Origin of the sequence: Micromonospora sp. URMC 106 (assembly GCF_051386395.1) — a bacterium.
In the GTDB taxonomy this organism is placed as follows: domain Bacteria; phylum Actinomycetota; class Actinomycetes; order Mycobacteriales; family Micromonosporaceae; genus Micromonospora.
Genome location: NZ_JBPQTP010000002.1, coordinates 115,548 through 134,956 on the forward strand (window position 1 = coordinate 115,548; position 19,409 = coordinate 134,956).

Consider the following 19,409-nt stretch of genomic DNA (forward strand, 5'->3'; position numbering starts at 1 on the left):
CGGCTCGTCCCGTCGGGCACGGGCGGCAGGTCTGCTCACCGTTCGCCGGCATCGTCCAGGATGGCGTGGAGGCGGGACAGGCACTCGCTCACGAAGGCGGGGTAGGTGTCCCGGTAGTACGACACTCCGCTGACCCCGACCGCGATCGCCCATGCCCGGGCACGTAGCCAGGTCACATCGTCGAGTCCCATGGCGTCCCGGTACGCCTGTCGCGCCTCGGGCGGATAGTCCCACAGGGTGGAGTGTTCGGCGTCGGGGAAGCCGACCGAGAGGCCCCCGAAGTCGATGATCGCCTGGAGCTTTCCCTTCCGGACCAGGACGTTGGTCGGCTTGAGATCCCCATGGAGCCAGACGTGTCGGCCGGTTGGCTCCGGCAGGGCGAGGGCCTTCCGCCACAGGTCGTGCAGGAACGCGACGTCGAGGTCGAGGCCCGGGAGAGCACGGCAGTCGTCGAGGCATCCGCTGATCCACCTGTCGCAGGCGCGCAGGGTGCCGCCGCGGTACCAGTCGAGCTCGCCCTCCCGGACGGCGCCCATGAGGGCGGTCGAGTGGAGGCTCCGCACGGCCGCCGCCAGGTCGGCGCCGAAGGCGGGCCAGTCGGTGACCGTGCCGGGGCCGGCCTGCTCGCCGTCGATCCACCGGTACACCGACCAGGCGAGCGGGAAAGCGGAACCCGGGATCCCGGCGTGGACGGGCTCCGGAATGCGACAGGGAAGGTACGGCGCCAGCCGCGGCAGCCACGTCTGCTCCTTCCGCACGGCGTTCGCCCTGTCGGGGGTGCGAGGCAACCGCACGAGCAGCTCGTCGCCCAGCCGGTACATGGTGTTGTCCGTGCCCGCGCCGGCGGGCGAGACGGGAAGGGCCGCCCACTCCGGCCGCTGTTCCCGCAGCAGGGACCGGACCACCGCCTCGTCGGCCCGGATCTCGTTCTCGTGGAGGATCACAAGAGGAAACCTTCCTGCCCGGCGTCGATGCCGCCAGCGATTTCTCCTCGTCGCAGCGCTGCGCCCGCGCGGCGGAGCCCCGGGGATGCCGGCCCTTCGGCTGCCGAGACGGCCGGGGGCCGTCAGGGCGAGGTGCCCGGCCTCACGCGCGGAACGTGCGGCGGTAGACGTCCGGCGGCACGCCGACCGTGCGGTGGAAGTGGCGGCGCAGTGTCGTCGCCGTGCCCATGCCCGCGGCCGAGGCGATGGTGTCGATGCTGTCGTCCGTGGCCTCCAGCAGCTCCTGCGCGCGGCGGATCCGCTGCGTCAGCAGCCACTGCAGCGGGGTGGTGCCGGTCACCGAGCGGAAGTGGCGGGCCAGGTGGCGAGAGCTCATGTTCGCCTGGCGGGCCAGGTCCTCCACGGTGAGCGGCTGATCCAGCCGCCGCATCACCCAGGGGAGCAGCTCGGCCAGGGGATGGCCGTCCTGGTCGGGCACCGGTGTGGTGACGAACTGGGCCTGGCCACCGGCCCGGTGGGGCGGCACGACGAGGCGACGGGCGACCACGTTGGCGACCGCCGGGCCGTGGTCGCGGCGGACCAGGTGCAGGCACAGGTCCATCGCCGCGGCCTTGCCCGCGGACGTGAGCACGCTGCCGTTGTCGACGTAGAGCACGTCCGGGTCGACCTTCACCCGGGGATAGCGCGCGGCGAGTTCGTCGGTGTGGGCCCAGTGCGTGGTCGCGCACAGCCCGTCCAGCAGGCCGGCGGCGGCGAGCACGAACACGCCCGTGCACAGGGAGACCACCCGCGCGCCCGACTCGTGGGCCGCGCGCACCGCCTCGACCAGGTCGGCCGGCGGGTCCTCGTCGACGTCCGCCAGGGCGGGAACGATCACGGTGTCGGCGTGCGCCAGCCAGTCGAGCCCGCAGTCCGGCTCCAGCAGGAACCGGCCGACCCGGACGGCGTGCGTGCCGCACACGCGGACGTCGTACCAGGGGCCCGGCAGGGCGTCCGGCGCGGAGCCGAAGACCTCGTAGGCCAGGGCCAGCTCGAAGTGCAGCATCCCGTCGGTGGCGGCGACCGCGACGGAGCGCGGGAAGGAACTCATGTCGGGAATTGTATGGGCCATGTCGTTCCGGACACTGGTCGAGGTTCGGCGGACAGGGCAAGATCTTCAGCAGAAGATCACTTCAAGCCGCAGGAGCAAGAGATGGCATCGGTTCGGAACGTGGCGGTATACGGCGCGTACGGGCACACCGGCCGGTTCGTGGTCGCCGAACTGCAGGAACGCGGATACGTCCCGCTGCTGCTCGGCCGCGACCAGAACAAGCTGCAAGCACTGGCGCAGGACTTCCCGGGCCTGCAGACGCGGCAGGCGTCGGTCGACGATCCGACCTCCCTCGACCGCGCGCTCACCGGCGCGGCCGCCGTGATCAACACCGCCGGGCCGTTCGCCTCGACCGCCGCCCCGGTGATCGAGGCGGCGCTGCGCGCCGGCATCCCGTACGTCGACGTGGCGGCCGAGATCGAAGCCAACATCGACACGTTCGCGGACTTCGCGGAGCGCGCCCGCGCCGCCGACACCGTGGTGCTCCCGGCGATGGCCTTCTACGGCGGCCTCGGCGACCTGCTCGTCACCACCGCGATGGGCGACTGGACGGCAGCGGACGAGGCGCACGTCGCCTACGGCCTGAGCAGCTGGCACCCCACCGCCGGAACCGTCGTCTCCGGCACCGTCTCCGGACAACGACGCAACGGCCGCCGGGTCCGCTACACCGGCGGACAGATCGAATACCACGACGACGCGCTGCCGACCCTGGAGTGGCCCTTCCCGGACCCGCTCGGCGCCCAGAGCGTCATCGGCGAGTTCTCCATGGCCGACATCGTCACCGTCCCCAGCCACCTGGCCATCCCCGAGGTACGCACCTACATGACCGCCAAGGCGGCCGCGGACCTCTTCGCTCCCGACGCCTCGGCACCCACCGCCGTCGACGAACGCGGCCGCTCGGCGCAGACCTTCCTCGTCGACGTCCTCGTCCGCAGCGGCGGCACCGAACGCCGCCTGGCCGCCACCGGCCAGGACATCTACGCCATCAGCGCGCCGCTCGCGGTCGAGGCCGTCGAGCGCATCCTCACCGGCCGAACCACAACCACCGGTGTCGCCTCCGCGGGCGCCCTCTTCGACGCCCCGGACTTCCTCCGCGCCCTCTCCCCGCACCTCACCCTGCACACCCCGCTCGACACCCGCGGCTGAGCAACGACTGGCGCCGAACTTCTGCGTCCTAGGTTCGTCGCGAGCGAGTCGCAGGGCGAGCGCCTCGCTGCGGTCGCTCGCCGCCGTAGGTCAGCACGTCGTAGCGCTCGGCCAGGGCTCGGGTGAGAGTGCTCTCGCCTGAGCCGGTGCCCCCGGCGATCCACCGAACATGCGAAAGGCGGCGAGCAAAAGGTCTACCGGGCGGACCGCCCTCGGGAAACGGCGAAGCCCAGGTCGTTGACCTGGGCTTCTTCACCGAGCCGCCTGACGGAATCGAACCGTCGACCTACGCATTACGAGTGCGTCGCTCTAGCCGACTGAGCTAAGGCGGCAACGATCGTCAAGTGTACGGCACGGTTCGCCCTCCGGCCGAACGGGATCCCCCACCCGCCTCGACGGACCGGACATGCAGGCCCGGACCGGACGTTTACCGGACAGCGATCGCGGCGAGCCCGGACTACGCTGCGGCGGGTGACCGACGATCGCGCCCCCGACGGTGAGCGGCAGGACGGCGCGGCGGAGAGCCCGCACGCGAGCGAGGCGGCCGGCGGGCGGGCGGCGCGCCGGCCGCGCAGCACCGACCCGCACGAGCTGGGCTTCACCCCGCGCAAGCCGGTGCCGTGGCTCGCGCCCTTCCTGCTGATCAGCACCGGCATCCGTACGCTGCTGGCGATGCTCTTCGGGGCGTACCTGGACAAACGGGAGCTGCAGAACGCGTTCGGCGACGGGATCTTCCGCCAGGTCGGTCCGGACGGCGGGCTCTGGCTGGACTACGTGGCCGACCTCGGCGACGGGTTCAACGCCACCTACTCGGTGGCCTACCTGCTCGCCCAGCGGGAGCTGGAGGTGGACGGCCACCGGCTGCCCCGGGCGCAGACCCTGGTGATGGGCGGCGACCAGGTCTACCCGTCGGCGGCGTTCGAGGCGTACGAGGACCGGTGCAAGGGGCCCTACCAGGCCGCGCTGCCCGTCACCCCGCCCGAACGGCCGACGCTCTTCGCGGTCCCGGGCAACCACGACTGGTACGACGGCCTGACCGCCTTCCTGCGGCTGTTCGTGCGCTCCCGGGACCGGCACTTCGGCGGCTGGGACACCGGGCAGTCCCGCTCGTACTTCGCCGTCGAGCTGCCCGCCGACTGGTGGCTGCTCGGCCTCGACGACCAGTCCGGCTCGTACCTGGACGACCCGCAGCTCACCTACTTCGACAAGGTCGCCGCGCGGCTGGGCCCGCAGAGCCGGGTGATCCTCACCGTGCCGGCCCCGACGTGGGTCAAGGCCGTCGACCACCCCACGGCGTACGACTCGATCGACTACTTCGTCCGTACGATCGTCGCGCCCACCGGGGCGCAGGTGCGGCTGCTGATCTCCGGCGACCTGCACCACTACGCCCGGTACGCGGGCCCGGACCGGCAGCTGATCACCTGTGGCGGCGGGGGCGCCTACCTCTACCCCACCCACAAGCTCCCGGAGCGGATCGAGGTGCCCCCGCGCGACACCCTCGCCCGGCGGGCCAGCGCCTCCCGCCCGTACGACCTGGCCGGCCGCTACCCGGACGCCGCCCGCTCCCGACGGTACAGCTGGGGGATCTTCCCCCGGCTGCCGCTGCGCAACCCGGGCTTCACCACCCTGCTCGGCACCCTGCACACACTGCTGATGCTGGCGATGGCCGGCGTCGTGAGCAACCGGACCGGCACCGAGCAGCGGCTGTTCAGCGTGCCGCTGGTGGCGATGCTGCTCGTCACGCTCGTCGGCGCGGGTTTCTTCGCCAAGCCGCCCAGCTCCGGCGGGAAGCGGCACGCGCGGCACTGGATCCTGGGCGTGGGCCACGGCCTGGCCCACGTCGGGCTGGCCGCGGCCGGCACCTGGGCCTGGCTGGCCCTGCCCCTCTACGACTGGCCGTGGCCACTGCCGGCGGTCGCCGCGGCGGTGGTCTACGGCCCGGTGAGCGGGCTGGTGGCGAGCCAGTTGGTGGCCGCGTACCTGCTGGTGGCGGGCGCGTTCGGGGTGAACGTCAACGAGCTCTTCGCCGGCCAGGGCATCGAGGACGCGAAGGCGTTCCTGCGGCTGCGCATCGACCCCGACGGCACGCTGACGATCTATCCCATCGCGGTCGACCGCGTCGCCCGCGACTGGCAGGTCAACCCCGACCAGTCCCCCGAGTCCTCCTGGCTGGTGCCGAAGCGCCCTCTCCGCCCCCGCCTGGCGGAACCCCCCGTGATCCTTTCCTGACACCGCGTCTCCCCCGCACCCGCAACGGAACGCCCGCAGCGAGTGCCGTGGTTCCGTTCGGGTGCGGACGGCCGCGCTAGGAGTTGTAGTGCTGGTCGTGGGCCTGGCGGGGGCCGCAGACCGAGGCGCGGGAGCAGGAGCAGCGGGAGCCGTCGGCGTCGAGGCGGACCGTGACCGAGTCGCGCGGGACGCTGTGGCCGACCACCCGGCCGTCGCCCTCCGGCGTCGACACCCGCGCGCCGATCGCCGGAGCGGACTCCTGGAACCTCTGGTAGAGCGGGTGTTCGTATTTGAGGCAACACATCAGCCGGCCGCACGCGCCGGAGATGCGCAGCGGGTTGAGCGGCAGGTCCTGGTCCTTGGCCATCCGGATGGTCACGGGCTCGAAGTCGTTGAGGAAGGTGGCGCAGCAGAGGTCGCGCCCGCAGGAGCCGATGCCGCCCTGCACCCGCGCCGAGTCCCGCGCGGAGAGCTGGCGCAGCTCGACCCGGCAGTGCAGCGTCGCCCCGAGGTCGCGGACCAGCGAGCGGAAGTCCACCCGGTGCGGTGCCGTGAAGTAGATGGTGCTCCGCTCGCCGCCGCCCTCAGCGGAACCGAGTACGTGGTCGACCGCCACCACCTTCATCGGCAGGCCGTGCTCCCGGATCAGCCGCTTCGCCGCGACCTTCGCCTCGGCCTTACGCCGGCGCAGCGCCTCGTCGCGGCGCAGGTCCTCCTCCTGCGCCAGCCCGGCCAGCCGGGGAAAGCCGGCCGTGTCCTCGGAGACCCACTGCGCGGCCCAGACGCACTCGGCCACCTCGGGTCCGTCGTCGGTCGGCACCAGCACCTTGTCGCCGACCTGCGGGCTCCAGTCGCCCGGGTCCAGGTAGTAGAGGCGCCCGTACCGCTGGAAGCTGACCGCGCAGAGCATGCCCATGGCTCCCACCCTACGACGGTCGGGCTGTCGCGGCCCGGCCGGGCGTCGCGGTCCGACTACGCCGTGCAGCGATCCACACTCGTCGACTCGACCGACCCGCCGCCCACCTCGTCGTGCCGTTGCCCCTCGCCCGGACGGTTGAATCCTGTCCGCCGTACGGGACAAACGCGCACTGGAGGCGTTGAGTGGAGGCAGACCTGCGGGGGGTGCAGGGGGAAAGGCCACGGCGTCGCCGCCGGAGCCCGGCCACGCCGGGTCCGGAGCGCGACGCCGTGCGCCGTTGGGCCGACCGCCACGGCGCGGCCCGTCCGGCGGCACACGCCCCCGACGCGGAGCCCCTACGGACGGGCTACCAGCCGATCCGGGTGGGGGTGTCGTAGCGGGGACGCTCGGCCACCGGCTCCCGCCAGCGGGACTCGGCCAGGCTCGGCCCCCACTGCCGCAGCAGGGTCTCCGCCCCGTCGTACGCGACGCAGAGCACCGCCAGCACCCGCGCGGCGATCTCGGCGGCCTCGATCCCGCCCGGCCCGGCCGGCCCCCGGCGCTCCTGTCCGCCGCCGGGCACCGCGGTCGCCCCGACCACGGCCACCGCCTCGGCGGAGCGCAGCACGTCCGCCAGCGCCCGGGCCAGGGCCAGCCGGCTGCCCTCCACCCAGTCGGCGAGCGCGTCGGCGTAACCGGCGGTCGACTCCAGCCGCCCGACCAGGCTCTCCGGCCCCTCGTCCAGGTGCCGCAGCAGGGCCGCCCGGGCCTGCCCGTACGCCGACGAGGCCGCACCGGACCAGAGCACCGGATCGGCCAGTGCGGCGGAGGCGTCGTCGTAGGCCCGCACCAGCCGGCGCACCGTGTTGCCGGCGTCGGCCAGCGGCGCCGGATGCAGGTCGAGGAAGTTCCGGACGGCCTCGCCGGGGAGCACCTGCATCCGGCGCAGCAGCGGCCAGACGCGGTGGCCCTCGGGCGCCCCGGCGGCGAGCAGCGTGTCCACCCGGCGCAGCAGGTCGAGCCCGGGCTCGGCGAGCCGGTCCAGCGTGTCCATCACGCCTCCCCGCCCAGCCGGTGGCGGACGGCCCGGTCGACGTCGGCGTAGTGGTCGGCGGCGGCCCGCACCGCCGCCGCGGCGGCCGCCAGCCGCTGGGCCGCGGCGTGCGCCTCCCGCGCCCGGTCGCCGGTGGCCGCGATCCACTGTCGGTGCAGGGCCCGCCCGATCTCGCCGGGCCGGCCGGGGGCGTCGGCGCCGAACGCGGCCTGCGCCGGGTCGCCGGCGGTGACCGTGCGGGACACGGCGGTCATGGTCTCGCTCGCCTGGTCGAGCCGGGCGGCGAGGGCGCGCAGGCTGTCCATCTCAGGCTCCCGCCAGCGGACGGTAGGAGGCGAAGGTCTCGTTGTGCAGCTTCTCCCGGGCCCACTGGGCGGCGTCGGCCGCCGCGGTGACCGCTGCCTGCACGGAGCCGGCGACGTCCCGGGGACTGCGGTTGTGCAACGGGCCGAGGAACCGGACGTCGGTGATCCGCCCCCCGGCGGTCACCACGACCTCGACCAGCCCGTCGGGCGACCGGACGGTCACCTCGACGGTCGCCACCGCCTGGTCGAACTCGGCCTGGAGGGACTCGATCCGGCGGTAGCGCCGCACCGCCTCCTCGATCCAGGCCTCGTCGATCTCCCCCCGCGGCATCGGCGGACTCCTCCCCGGAACAGGCCATCACTGAGCGTGCCGCCACCGTCACCACGGCACACCGGACCGTACCGCACAGCAATCGCGGCTGTCGATGCCTGTGGACAGCCGGTCCGGGCGTGAGGATCCGGCCCGACCGGGACCGGCGGGGTCAGCCCTTCCAGAGCGCGAGCATCATCGCCTCGACGGCGATCCGGGGCTTGACGTTCGCCTCGATCGCCGCCCGGCACTCCAGCACCGCCTCCAGGCGGCGCAGCGCCCCCTCGGCGTCCCACTTCTGGGCCCCCGCCTCGGCCAGCGCGGCGGTGTCCGTGTGCACCGGCGCCACGGGAGCGCGCAGCGCCATGGTGAGCGCGTCCCGGTAGAAGCCCGCCAGGTCGACCAGGGCGCGGTCCAGCGCGTCCCGCTGCGCCCGGGTGGCCCGCGACTTCTGCCGCTTCTCCAGGTCCTTGAGCTGCCCGGCGGCGCCCCGCATCGCGCCGGCCGCGCCCCGCCCGGTGCCGCCCGCGCCCAGCGCGGTCTCCAGCGCCGCCCGCTCGGTCGCGTCGGTCTCCGCCACCGACGCCGCCGCCTCGGCCTCGGCCGCCTCGATCAGCGCCGACGCCGCGTCGAACGCGGCGCCCACACCGGTCAGCCGGCGCGGCACGGCGAGCACGGCCTCCCGGCGCTTGCGCGCCTCCGGGTCGCGGGCCAGGCGACGGGCCCGGCCCACGTGCCCCTGCGCGGCCGCCGCCGCCCACTGCGCCACGTCGGGCGCCACGCCGTCCCGACGGACCAGCACCTCGGCCACCGCGTCGGCCGCCGGCTGCCGCAGCGGTACGACCCGACAGCGCGACCGGATGGTGACCGAGATGTCGTCCGGGTGGGTGGACGGGGCGCAGAGCAGGAAGACCGTACGCGGCGGTGGCTCCTCGATGGCCTTGAGCAGCGCGTTGCCGGCGGCCTCGGTGAGCCGGTCCGCGTCCTCGATGACCACCACCTGCCAGCGCCCGCCCGACGGGGTGCTGGCGGCGCGCAGCACCAGCGCCCGCATCTCGTTGACGCCGATGGAGAGCCCTTCCGGCACCACCAGCCGGACGTCGGCGTGGGTGCCGGTTATCGTGGTGTGGCAGCCGGGGCACTCGCCGCAGCCGGTGCCGTACGCGCACTGGAGGGCGGCGGCGAAGGCGCGGGCCGCCACCGACCGGCCCGACCCGGGCGGCCCGGTGAAGATCCAGGCGTGGGTCATGCCCGCCCCGGGATCGACGGCTCCCGCCCCCGCGCCCTCCTCGGCGATCGCGTCGAACTCGTCCCCGGCGGCTTCGGTCGCGGGCGGGACGGCGGCGGCGCGCAGCACGGCGGCCGCCGAGGCGGCGGCGCGGCGCAGCGTGTCGACCGCCTCGTCCTGCCCGACCAGGTCGGCGAAGACGTCCGGCATCAGGTCCGATGCTCCATCGTCACCAGCTCCGATTCGGATAACTCCGGCTGCACCGAGGTGTCCGGCCCCTGCGCGGGGCGCGGGTGCACGATGCCGCCGGGGGCGCCGAGCATGTCCTCGACCCGGCGGGCCACCCGCTCGGCGATCTCCTCGACCGGGCGGGACGCGTCGAGCACCAGGTAGCGCTTCGGGTCGGCGGCGGCGAGGTCGAGGAAGGCGTAGCGGACCCGCTCGTGGAAGGCGACCGACTCGGCCTCGACGTGGTCGGCCGCCTCGGTGCGGGCCGCGACCCGGGACAGGCCGGTGCCCGGTTCGACGTCCAGCAGCACCACCAGGTCGGGCTTGAGCCCACCGGTGGCCCAGGAGGAGAGCCAGGAGACCTCGTCCACGGGGAGCGTCCGCCCCGCCCCCTGGTACGCCAGGGACGAGTCGACGTAGCGGTCACTGATCACCACCGCGCCCCGGACGAGCGCCGGCCGGACGACGGTGGCCACGTGGTGGGCCCGGTCGGCGGCGTAGAGCAGCGCCTCGGCGCGCGGCGACGGCACGTCGGACCCGGGCGCGCCGAGCAGCAGCGACCGGATCCGCTCGCCGATGGCGGTGGCGCCCGGCTCGCGGGTGACGATGACGTCGCGCCCCTGCCCGCGCAGCCGCTCGGCGAGCGCGGCGAGCTGGGTGGACTTGCCGGCGCCCTCGCCGCCCTCGAAGACCACGAAGAGGCCGGCGGAGACGAACGGCTCGGCCGGCATCAGCGGGCGACCCCGGATCGAGCCCCAGAGGTCGGCCAGGACGGGGACGCCCTTCTTGTCGTCCATCTGCCCGAACGCGCTGATCCCGGCGAAGATGCCGGCGGCGCCGGCGGCGAGCAGCAGCAGCCGGGTGGACGAGATCGAGACGCCGAGGTCGGCGAGCTCCAGCCGGCGCGAGCCGCCGACGCCGGCGAGCAGGCTGCTCAGGCCGATCGCGAGGATCAGCACCAGCCGGGTGCCGATCTGCACCACCGCGAAGACCCGGCCCCGCACCTCGTCGGCGATCTCCCCGCCGAGCAGGGTGGTGCCGGAGAGGAACGCCATTCCGGCGCCCGCGCCGACCAGGATCGCGCCGACCATCGCCATCGACAGGTGGATGGCGAAGGCCAGGGCCATCACCGAGGCGCTGGCCAGCACGATGCTCATGCCGAACCAGCGCCGCCGGGACATGTCCTTGACGATCATCGGCCCGAGCCCGATGCCGAGGGCCAGGCCGATGAAGATGGCGCCGAAGAGCAGGTAGAAAGCCGCGTCGCCGGCGCCCAGCGAGGTGGCGAAGAACTTGGCGGTGCCGATCACGATGCCGCCGCCGGCGAAGGCGCCGAAGATGCCGAGCACCAGGCCACGGACCAGCGGGGTCTGGCCGATGTAGCGCCAGCCCTCCTTGAACTGGCGCAGCATGCTCTGCTCGGCGCGGTCCCGCTCGGCGGCCTGCCCCTGGCTGATCTCCTTGATTCCGTACGCCACCACCAGCGCGGTGGCCAGCCGGGAGAACGCGTTGAACCAGAGCGCCAGTTGGGCGGGCTCGGCCCAGTCCGGCGTCGAGCCGCCGGTGGCCGCCCGCACGATGCCGTCGAGCGCGGCGAGGATCAGCGCGGCGAGGACCGGCGTGAGGCCGTACGTGGTGATGAGCGTGAGCTGGTTGGCGGCCTCCAGCCGGGCGCGCGGGATCAGGTTGGGGACCGCGGCCTCCTTGGCCGGGATCCACAGCAGCGTGAGCGACTCGATCAGGAAGGTGGCGATCGCCGCCCAGCCGACCACCACTCCGCCCGGGGCGCCGAGCAGCGCGACCAGCGGGATCGAGGCGAAGAGCAGGAACCGCAGCACGTCGCAGATGACCATCGTCCAGCGCCGGTCGAAGCGGTCGGCCAGCACGCCGGCGATCGGGCCGAGCACCAGCGCCGGCAGCAGCCGGATGGCGATGACGCCACCGAAGGCGGCGCCCTTGGCGGTGCTCCCCTCGACCTGGGCGGCGGCGAAGACGGAGGTGGCGAGCAGGCCGAACCAGTCGCCGAACGAGGCCGCGCCGAGCACGATCCAGAGCCGCCGGAACGGGGTGATCCGCAGCACCGAGCGGATGCCCGCGTAGCCGGACGGGTCGGCTCCGGGCTGGTCGGCGGCGCCGCCGGACTTGTTCGAGGACGGCGACACGCCGGGCGACTCGCCGTTGAACTGGCTTTCGATGGCCGTACCTCCACGTGCCGGCCCATCGCTGGGCAGTCCCGGTGGAACACTCTAGACCCGGTGGGGGCCAACCCCGCCGCGACATTCTCCTGCTCGCCGAGCCTAGGCCGCCGCGACCACCGCCCGCAGCCCGGACATACGCGAGGGTATTTCGCATTGACTCCCAGACAGTTAGCGTGCAGACGTGGCCACCGAAAGCGACGAACTTCGTGAACGCCTCGACCGGGCGACCGCGCACCTCGACCCGCCGTACGCCGTGGTCGACCTCGCGGCCTTCGACGGCAACGCCGCCGCGCTGGCCGACCGCGCCGCCGGCAAGCCGCTCCGCGTCGCCAGCAAGTCGGTCCGCGCCCGGGAGCTGATCGGCCGCGCGCTTGGGCGGCCCGGCTGGCACGGCGTGATGGCGTTCACCCTGCCCGAGGCCGTCTGGCTGGTCCGCGCCGGTGTGACCGACGACGCGCTGGTGGCCTACCCGACCGCCGACCGGGGGGCGCTCGCCGAGCTCGCCGCCGACCCGGCGCTCGCCGCGGCCGTGACGCTGATGGTCGACGCCACCGACCAGCTCGACCTCGTCGACGCGGTGTGCGCGCCCGGGCGACGGCCCGAGCTGCGCATCTGCCTCGACCTGGACGCGTCCTGGCGACCGCTGGGCGGGCGGGTGCACGTCGGGGTGCGCCGCTCGCCGGTGCACAGCGCCCGGGCCGCCGGCGCCCTGGCCGCCACCGTCGCCGGCCGCGCCGGCTTCCGGCTCGTCGGGCTGATGTCGTACGAGGCGCAGATCGCCGGCCTCGGCGACGCGCCGCCCGGGCGGGCGGTGCTCGGCTCCGCGATCCGGCTGGCCCAGCGCGGGTCGTACCGCGAGCTGCTGGCCCGCCGGGCCGCGGCGGTGGCCGCCGTGCGCGAGCACGCCGACCTGGAGTTCGTCAACGGCGGCGGCACCGGCAGCGTGGCCGCGACCAGCGCCGATCCCGCGGTCACCGAGGTCACCGCGGGATCGGGCCTGTACGGGCCGACGCTGTTCGACGCGTACCGCGCCTGGCGCCCCACCCCGGCGGCGTTCTTCGCCTGCGCGGTGGTGCGCCGCCCCGCGCCCGGCCTGGCCACCGTGCTCGGCGGCGGCTGGATCGCCTCCGGCCCGGCCGAGGACAGCCGGCTGCCCCGCCCGTGGCTGCCCGGCGGGCTGAAGCTGATCGGCACCGAGGGGGCCGGCGAGGTGCAGACCCCGCTGGCCGGCGCGGCGGCCGCCGGGCTGCGGGTCGGCGACCGGGTCTGGTTCCGGCACGCGAAGGCCGGCGAGCTGTGCGAGCACGTCAACGAGCTGCACCTGATCGAGGGGGACGCGGTGGTGGCCACCGTGCCCACCTACCGGGGCGAGGGCCGCGCCTTCCTCTGAGACTCACCGACCCGGCGCACCCCGGGCCGTCCTGCCGACGTTCCGCCGCCCGGCGCACCCCGGGCCGTTCGCGTCCGGTCCCGCCGCCCACGCACCCGGGCCGACGGACCGGTCAGCCGGGCTGGCCGGCGTCGGCCGGGGCGTCGACCTGGCGGTGCAGGTAGTCCCGGATCAGCGCCTTCGCCTCGGCCAGCACCCGGTCGTCGCCCTCGGGCTGCCGACGGAACGCCAACTTGATCAGCGCGTCGGCCGTCTCCACGGCGATCTCCAGGTGGAACCGGAGGGCGGGGACGTCGGTCAGGCCGAAGCGCTCGGTGAGCACCCGGGCCAACTGGTCCGCGATCACCCCGTTGTTGTCCCGCTGCTCATCGAGCAGGTGCAGGTCGACCACGTCGCCGAAGTGCAGGGTACGGAATCCCGGAACGGTGCGGTGCATCGTGATGTACTCGTCGATCCCCGCGTCGACCCCGTCCCACCAGTGGGTCAGGTCGTCGGAGGCGAACCGCTCGTCGAGCCGCTGGAGGTAGGACTCCATCGTGCGCAGGGTGAGCGCCTGCACGATCGCCCGCTTGTCCGGGAAGAACTGGTAGACCGACCCGATCGCCACCTCGGCACGCTCGGCGAGCAGGGTCGTGGTCAGGCCCTCGTACCCCACCTCGTCGACGAGTTCGGCGCAGGCGTCCAGCATCCGCTGGACCCGCGCGACACTTCGACCCTGCACCGGTACGCGGCGCAGCGGCCCGGCTGTGGCGGCTGGTGTGGACACTCGGCGCCACCCCCCTTCGACGGATGAACATATCTGCACGTCACGTGTTCGTGACTACCGGTACAACGAGCAAACCTCGATTGCGGTATTTACCTGCTACAACGTTCCTGATATGAAGTCAGTTCATATTCATGTCGAGGAGTGTGCATGGCCGGCACCGCACCGTCCACCGCCACCTGGTCCAACTGGGCCGGCAACCAACGCGCCACCGCCACGGCCATCCTGCGCCCCACCTCCCTCGCCGACGTCACCGAGGCCGTACGCACCGCCGCGGCGGCCGGGGACCGGATCCGGGTGGTGGGCAGCGGCCACTCCTTCACCGGCGTCGCGGTCACCGACGGACGGCGAATGGAACTGACCGATCTGGACACCGGCGTACGCGTCGACGTCGATCATCGACTGGTCACCGTACCGGCCGGGATCACCCTGCGCGCGCTGAACGACCTGCTCGCCGCGCACGGGCTGGCGCTGCCCAACCTGGGCGACATCGACGCGCAGACCATCGCCGGCGCGATCTCCACCGGCACCCACGGCACCGGCGCCGCGTACGGCTGTCTCTCGACGTTCGTCGAGGCGCTCACCCTCGTCACCGGCACCGGCGAGGTGCTGCGCTGCTCCGCCGACGAGCACCCCGACGTGTTCGCCGCCGCGCGGGTCTCCCTGGGCGCCGTCGGCGTGCTGGTCGAGGTGACCCTGCGCTGCGTGGACGCCTTCGTACTGCACGCGCACGAGCGGCCGGCGCCGCTGGACGCGGTGCTGGCCGACGTGCCGGCGCTGGTCGAGGGGCACGACCACGCCGAGTTCTACTGGTTCCCCTACACGGACCGGGTGCAGGTCAAGACCAACGACCGGGTGCCCGCCGACGACCGGCCGCTGCCCTGGTGGCGCGGCTGGCTGGACGACGACTTCCTGTCGAACACCGTCTTCGAGGGCGCCTGCCGGCTCGGCCGCGCCGTGCCGGCGCTCGCGCCGGGGATCAGCGCGCTCTCCGCCCGGGCCCTCACCGAACGCCGCTACACCGGCCGCTCGGACCGGGTGTTCTGCACCCCGCGCCGGGTCCGCTTCGTGGAGATGGAGTACGGGCTGCCGCGCGAGGCGCTCGGCGAGGCGCTCGGCGCGCTCCGGCGGATCGTGGACGGCCTGCCCTTCAAGGTGCTCTTCCCGGTGGAGGTGCGGTTCACCGCCGCCGACGACATCTGGCTCTCGCACGGGTACGGGCGCGAGTCGGCGTACGTGGCGATCCACCAGTACGTCGGCATGCCCCACGAGCCGTACTTCCGGGCGTTCGAGCAGGTCGCCGAGGGCCTCGGGGGCCGCCCGCACTGGGGCAAGCTGCACTGGCGCGACGCCGCGTCGCTGGCCCCCGCGTACCCCCGCTTCCCCGACTTCCTGGCGGTCCGCGACCGCCTCGACCCCGACCGCCTCTTCGCCAACCCCCACCTCACCCGACTCCTCGGCTGAGGCACCCACCCAGGCGGGGCGGCACCGAGGAGAGCGACGCGAATCTTGGCGGGAAATGGCCCCTCCAGGGGCCGGCAGCTTCCAAGATCTCAGGGCAGTCGTCAGCCCGGCCAGCCCGCCCTGCGCAGTGCCGTGCGGAGTTGGGCAATGACCTCGGCGGGGTGGGCACGGACGGCCCAGGACGGGAAGCGGAGGATACGGTCTCCTTCGATCCACAGGTCGTTCTGGCGGCGCATGTCGGCCCAGGCGGCGCGCGGGTCGAGGTGCTGGCCGCCGTCGATCTCGACGTGCACCTTCCACTCCTCGAAGTACGCGTCGAGGTAGCGGCGCCGCCCGTTGGCGTCGTATCGGATCTTCTGTCGGGTCGGTTCGGGCAGCCCGGCGCGGCGCACCAGGCTCAGGAAGTCCAACTCGGCCAGGGAGTGCGCACCGCCGGCCGCGTCCGTGGCGACGGCCAGGATCAGTTTCCGACGACGCAGTCGGGGCATCCGGTCGATAACCTCGCGCAGGTCCTCCTCGTACACGACCCGTTGCTGGAAGCCTGCCGCGACGATCGCCCGGGCCTCCGCGTCGGTGCGCGCCCACTGCGCCGCGTCCACGATCGAGCGGGCCGGCGTGGTCCGGCGTGGCTGCCCGGCCGCGAGTATGTCCCGCTCAGGCAAATGGGTCGTTCGGTGCGCCAGCACTCCCTGCGGCAGGTCCCGCCGCCGGGCGGCCGGCAGCAGGAGGTGGATCACCAAACCGGAGAAGCCGCGCAGGCCTCCCGCCTGAGCGGCGGTGAGCCCGCCGAGCATCGCGCCCGGCCCACCGGCCAGCACCGCGATCCACCGGAGTTGCGCGGGACCGATCGGCCCGTTGTGGGCGACGAAGACGGCACGGTGGACCTGTCGCCACCGCCCGCTGGCCACCCGGTGCCGGATCGCCTTGCGGGACAGGTGCCGTAGGGCCTGGCCGAGGCTGATCACCTCTTCCTGCCGGAAGAGCAACCAGGTCAACTCTTCGGCGTCGCCGCCCGGCACTGCACGGCTGAACGCCGCGAGCGAGGCATCGAAGCGCGAACTCACGCCCCCACCCTGCCCACGCGACACCGCTGCGCGCTGCCCCTGTGGACAACGGTCGCGATCTTGGAAGGCTCCGGCCCCTGGAGGGGCTGAAACCTTCCAAGATCCTTCCGTCGCGCGAACGGTCGCGGGAACGGCGGGCGGGGTCAGTCGGCGGTGGTGGTGGCCTTGCGGGGGGCCGCCTTCTTGGCCGGGGCCTTCTTCGCCGTGGTGGCCTTGGCCGTCGTGGTCTTCTTGGCGGCCGTGGACTTGGTCGCCGCGGCCGTCTTCTTCGTCGCCGTCGCCTTCGTCGCCGTGGCCTTCGTCGCCGTGGCCTTCGTCGCCGTGGCCTTCTTGGCGGGCGCCTTCTTCGCGGCGGACTTCTTCTTCGGCGCCGGCCCCTTCGCCCGCTTCTCGGCGAGCATCTCGGAGGCCTCCTCGATGCTCAGCGCCTCCGGGGTCTGGCCGCGCCGCAGCGACGCGTTGGTCTCCCCGTCCGTGACGTACGGGCCGAACCGGCCGTCCTTGATGACCAGCGGCTTCTCGGTCAGCGGGTCGACGCCCATCTCCCGCAGCGGCGGCGCGGCGGCCTTGCGCTGGCGCGTCTTCGGGGCCGCCAGCAGGGCCAGCGCCTCGTCCAGCGTGACGGTGAACATCTTCTCTTCGGAGTCCAGCGAGCGGAACTCGTCGCCGCGCTTGACGTACGGGCCGTAGCGGCCGTTGTTCGCGAAGACCTCGACGCCGTCCGGGGCCACGCCGACCAGCCGGGGCAGGCTGAGCAGCTTCAGCGCCTCGTCGAAGGTGAGCGAGTCCGGCGACTGCGAGCGCAGCAGCGACGACTTGCGCTCGCCGCTGGCCACGTACGGGCCGAAGCGGCCCGACTTGAGCAGGATCGGCTCGCCGGTGGCCGGGTCGTCGCCGAGCTTGCGCTCGCCCCCGCCGCCGAGGAACAGCTCGTGCACCTTCTCCGGGGTCAACTCGTCCGGCGCCAGCCCCTCGGGGATCGGCGCCCGGTCGCCCTGGCCGCCGCCCTCCTCGCCCTCGGCGGTGGGCGCCTGCTGCTCACCCGGCACCGCCCGCTGGAGGTACGGCCCGTAGCGGCCCACCCGCACGACGACCTCGCGGCCCTCGTCGTCGGTGAACAGCGGGATCGAGTTCACGCTGCGCGCGTCGATGTCGCTCAGGTTCTCGGTGACCAGCTTCTTCAGCCCGCCGGAGCGGGCGATGTCCCGGTCGCCGGCGCCGTTGGCGCTGCCGAAGTAGAACGCGGTGAGGAAGTCGACGGCGGCGTGGTCACCGCCGGCGATCTCGTCCAGCTCGTTCTCCATGCTGGCGGTGAAGTCGTAGTCGATCAGGCGCGGGTAGTGCCGCTCCATCAGCCCGATCACGGCGAAGGCGAGGAAGGTCGGGATCATCGCCTGGCCACGCTTGGTCACGTAGCCGCGGTCCTGGATCGTCTGCATGATCGACGCGTACGTCGACGGGCGGCCGATGCCCAGCTCTTCGAGGGCCTTGACCAGCGACGCCTCGGTGTAGCGCGACGGCGGCTGGGTGTGGTGGCCCTGCGCGGCCAGCTCGTCGGCGGTGAGGGGCTGGTCCTTGACCAGGGTGGGCAGCCGGCGCTCGGCGTCCTCGGCCTCGGCGTTCTCGTCGTCGCTCGACTCCACGTACGCCCGCAGGAAGCCCGGGTCGGTGATCGTCTTGCCGGTCGCGCCGAAGTCGGCCTCCTCCTGCGCGGCGGAGACCGCGCGGATGCGCACCGAGACGCTGGAACCGACCGCGTCGGTCATCTGCGAGGCGATGGTGCGCCGCCAGATCAGCTCGTAGAGCTTGAACTCCTCGGCCGACAGCTCCTTGGCCACGTCGCCCGGCGTGCGGAAGTTGTCCCCCGCGGGGCGGATCGCCTCGTGCGCCTCCTGCGCGTTCTTCACCTTGCCGGTGTAGCGGCGCGGCTCCGGCGGCACGCTGCGCTCGCCGTAGAGCTCGACGATCTGCCGGCGGGCCGCCGCGATGGCGGTCTCCGACAGGTTCACCGAGTCGGTACGCATGTAGGTGATGTAGCCGTTCTCGTAGAGGCGCTGCGCGGTGCGCATCGTCTGCTGCGACGAGAACCGCAGCTTGCGGGCCGCCTCCTGCTGGAGCGTGGAGGTGATGAACGGCGCGTACGGCCGGCGGCGGTAGGGCTTCTCCTCGACCCGGGTGACGGTGAACGGCCGCCCCTCCAGGCGGGCCGCGAGACCCCGGGCGCCCCCCTCGTCGAGGTGCACCACGCCGGCGCCGGGCTTCACCCGCCCGGTGGTCGGCTCGAAGTCCTTGCCGGTGGCGATCCGGTCGCCGTTCAGCGCGACCAGGGTGGCGTTGAAGCTCCGCGGCCCCTCGCCGGCGTTCGCCACGGCCAGGGTGGCCAGGATGTCCCAGTATTCCGCCGTGCGGAAGGCCATCCGCTGCCGCTCGCGCTCCACCACGATCCGGGTCGCCACGGACTGCACCCGGCCCGCCGAGAGCTTCGGCATGACCTTCTTCCACAGCACCGGGGAGACCTCGTAGCCGTAGAGGCGGTCGAGGATGCGGCGGGCCTCCTGGGCGTCGACCAGGTCCCGGTCGATCTCGCGCGGGTTGGCCACCGCGGCCTGGATCGCCGGCTTGGTGATCTCGTGGAAGACCATCCGCTTGACCGGCACCTTGGGCTTGAGCGTCTCCACCAGGTGCCAGGCGATCGCCTCGCCCTCGCGGTCCTCGTCCGTCGCCAGGAAGATCTCGTCGACCTCCTTGGCCAGCTTCACCAGCTTGCTGATCTGCTGCTTGCGGTCGGCGGAGACCACGTAGAGGGCGTGGAAGCCGTTGTCGACGTCCACCCCGAGCCGGGCCCACGGCTCGCCCTTGTACTTCGCCGGCACGTCGGCGGCGTTGCGCGGGAGGTCCCGGACGTGGCCGAAGCTGGCCTCCACGACGTACCCCGGGCCGAGGTAGCCCGAGATCGTCTTGGCCTTCGCCGGTGACTCGACGATGACCAGACGGGTGGTTCCAGCGTTGCTCGGCACGTCTCTCCCCGACCTCACTCCTGCTCGCAGCCGCCGCGGCGCCCGGTTCGGGCCCCTTTCGACCCGCCGGCCCCCGGCGGT

General features: G+C 73.6%; 15 protein-coding genes and 1 tRNA gene. 4 read left to right on the top strand and 12 right to left on the bottom strand.

Features of this window, described 5'->3' with window-relative positions; translation table 11 throughout:
• Positions 1 to 35 precede the first annotated feature (35 nt).
• The gene (locus ACSNOB_RS01280; protein ID WP_436684692.1) at positions 36 to 941 is read right to left on the bottom strand and encodes an aminoglycoside phosphotransferase family protein; all 906 of its coding nucleotides are present in this window, start codon (positions 939 to 941) and stop codon (positions 36 to 38) included.
• 145 nt (positions 942 to 1,086) lie between these two features.
• Entirely contained in the window at positions 1,087 to 2,034 is a 948-nt protein-coding gene (locus tag ACSNOB_RS01285; protein WP_436684654.1) for a helix-turn-helix domain-containing protein, read from the bottom strand.
• Between the two features lie 102 nt (positions 2,035 to 2,136).
• Here ACSNOB_RS01285 and ACSNOB_RS01290 point away from each other — a divergent pair, with 102 nt between their 5' ends.
• Positions 2,137 to 3,180, top strand: coding sequence for a saccharopine dehydrogenase family protein (locus ACSNOB_RS01290; protein WP_436684655.1), 1,044 nt, complete (start codon positions 2,137 to 2,139; stop codon positions 3,178 to 3,180).
• 258 nt (positions 3,181 to 3,438) lie between these two features.
• On the opposite strand, the gene ACSNOB_RS01295 is transcribed toward ACSNOB_RS01290, so the two are convergent.
• A tRNA-Thr gene (locus ACSNOB_RS01295) sits at positions 3,439 to 3,512 on the bottom strand.
• 139 nt (positions 3,513 to 3,651) lie between these two features.
• Between ACSNOB_RS01295 and ACSNOB_RS01300 the strand changes: the two genes are divergently transcribed.
• Complete coding sequence (locus ACSNOB_RS01300) at positions 3,652 to 5,409, top strand: metallophosphoesterase family protein (protein ID WP_436684656.1); 1,758 nt, start codon at positions 3,652 to 3,654, stop codon at positions 5,407 to 5,409.
• A 76-nt stretch (positions 5,410 to 5,485) separates the two neighbouring features.
• On the opposite strand, the gene ACSNOB_RS01305 is transcribed toward ACSNOB_RS01300, so the two are convergent.
• From ACSNOB_RS01305 to tmk, 6 genes are all read right to left on the bottom strand, one after another.
• Positions 5,486 to 6,325, bottom strand: a complete 840-nt coding sequence (locus ACSNOB_RS01305) for a PSP1 domain-containing protein (protein ID WP_393102103.1) — start codon at positions 6,323 to 6,325, stop codon at positions 5,486 to 5,488.
• Positions 6,326 to 6,674: 349 nt separating this feature from the next.
• Positions 6,675 to 7,361 carry a hypothetical protein gene (locus ACSNOB_RS01310; protein WP_436684657.1) on the bottom strand — a complete coding sequence of 229 codons (687 nt, stop codon included), beginning with the start codon at positions 7,359 to 7,361 and terminating at the stop codon, positions 6,675 to 6,677.
• A complete protein-coding gene (locus ACSNOB_RS01315) occupies positions 7,361 to 7,666 on the bottom strand; it encodes a hypothetical protein (RefSeq protein WP_393102101.1) in 306 nt (101 codons plus the stop codon). Before ACSNOB_RS01315 ends, ACSNOB_RS01310 begins: the two co-directional genes overlap by 1 nt.
• A 1-nt stretch (position 7,667) precedes the next feature.
• Positions 7,668 to 7,997, bottom strand: a complete 330-nt coding sequence (locus ACSNOB_RS01320) for a YbaB/EbfC family nucleoid-associated protein (RefSeq protein ID WP_393102100.1) — start codon at positions 7,995 to 7,997, stop codon at positions 7,668 to 7,670.
• Between the two features lie 151 nt (positions 7,998 to 8,148).
• Positions 8,149 to 9,414 (bottom strand): DNA polymerase III subunit delta', encoded by a 1,266-nt coding sequence (locus ACSNOB_RS01325; RefSeq protein WP_436684658.1) that lies wholly within the window; start codon positions 9,412 to 9,414, stop codon positions 8,149 to 8,151.
• The gene (tmk, locus tag ACSNOB_RS01330; RefSeq protein WP_393102897.1) at positions 9,414 to 11,513 is read right to left on the bottom strand and encodes a dTMP kinase; all 2,100 of its coding nucleotides are present in this window, start codon (positions 11,511 to 11,513) and stop codon (positions 9,414 to 9,416) included. Before tmk ends, ACSNOB_RS01325 begins: the two co-directional genes overlap by 1 nt.
• Before the next feature lie 298 nt (positions 11,514 to 11,811).
• Between tmk and ACSNOB_RS01335 the strand changes: the two genes are divergently transcribed.
• Complete coding sequence (locus tag ACSNOB_RS01335) at positions 11,812 to 13,020, top strand: alanine racemase (protein WP_436684659.1); 1,209 nt, start codon at positions 11,812 to 11,814, stop codon at positions 13,018 to 13,020.
• A gap of 112 nt (positions 13,021 to 13,132) precedes the next feature.
• Here the strand turns inward: ACSNOB_RS01335 and ACSNOB_RS01340 are convergent, their stop codons facing one another.
• Positions 13,133 to 13,708 carry a TetR family transcriptional regulator gene (locus ACSNOB_RS01340; protein ID WP_091099088.1) on the bottom strand — a complete coding sequence of 192 codons (576 nt, stop codon included), beginning with the start codon at positions 13,706 to 13,708 and terminating at the stop codon, positions 13,133 to 13,135.
• Positions 13,709 to 13,933: 225 nt separating this feature from the next.
• Here ACSNOB_RS01340 and ACSNOB_RS01345 point away from each other — a divergent pair, with 225 nt between their 5' ends.
• A complete protein-coding gene (locus ACSNOB_RS01345; protein WP_436684660.1) occupies positions 13,934 to 15,247 on the top strand; it encodes a D-arabinono-1,4-lactone oxidase in 1,314 nt (437 codons plus the stop codon).
• A gap of 101 nt (positions 15,248 to 15,348) precedes the next feature.
• Here ACSNOB_RS01345 and ACSNOB_RS01350 read toward each other — a convergent pair whose 3' ends face one another.
• Positions 15,349 to 16,311 carry an endonuclease domain-containing protein gene (locus ACSNOB_RS01350; RefSeq protein WP_436684661.1) on the bottom strand — a complete coding sequence of 321 codons (963 nt, stop codon included), beginning with the start codon at positions 16,309 to 16,311 and terminating at the stop codon, positions 15,349 to 15,351.
• Between the two features lie 143 nt (positions 16,312 to 16,454).
• A complete protein-coding gene (topA, locus tag ACSNOB_RS01355; protein ID WP_436684663.1) occupies positions 16,455 to 19,328 on the bottom strand; it encodes a type I DNA topoisomerase in 2,874 nt (957 codons plus the stop codon).
• Between the last annotated feature and the right edge of the window lie 81 nt (positions 19,329 to 19,409).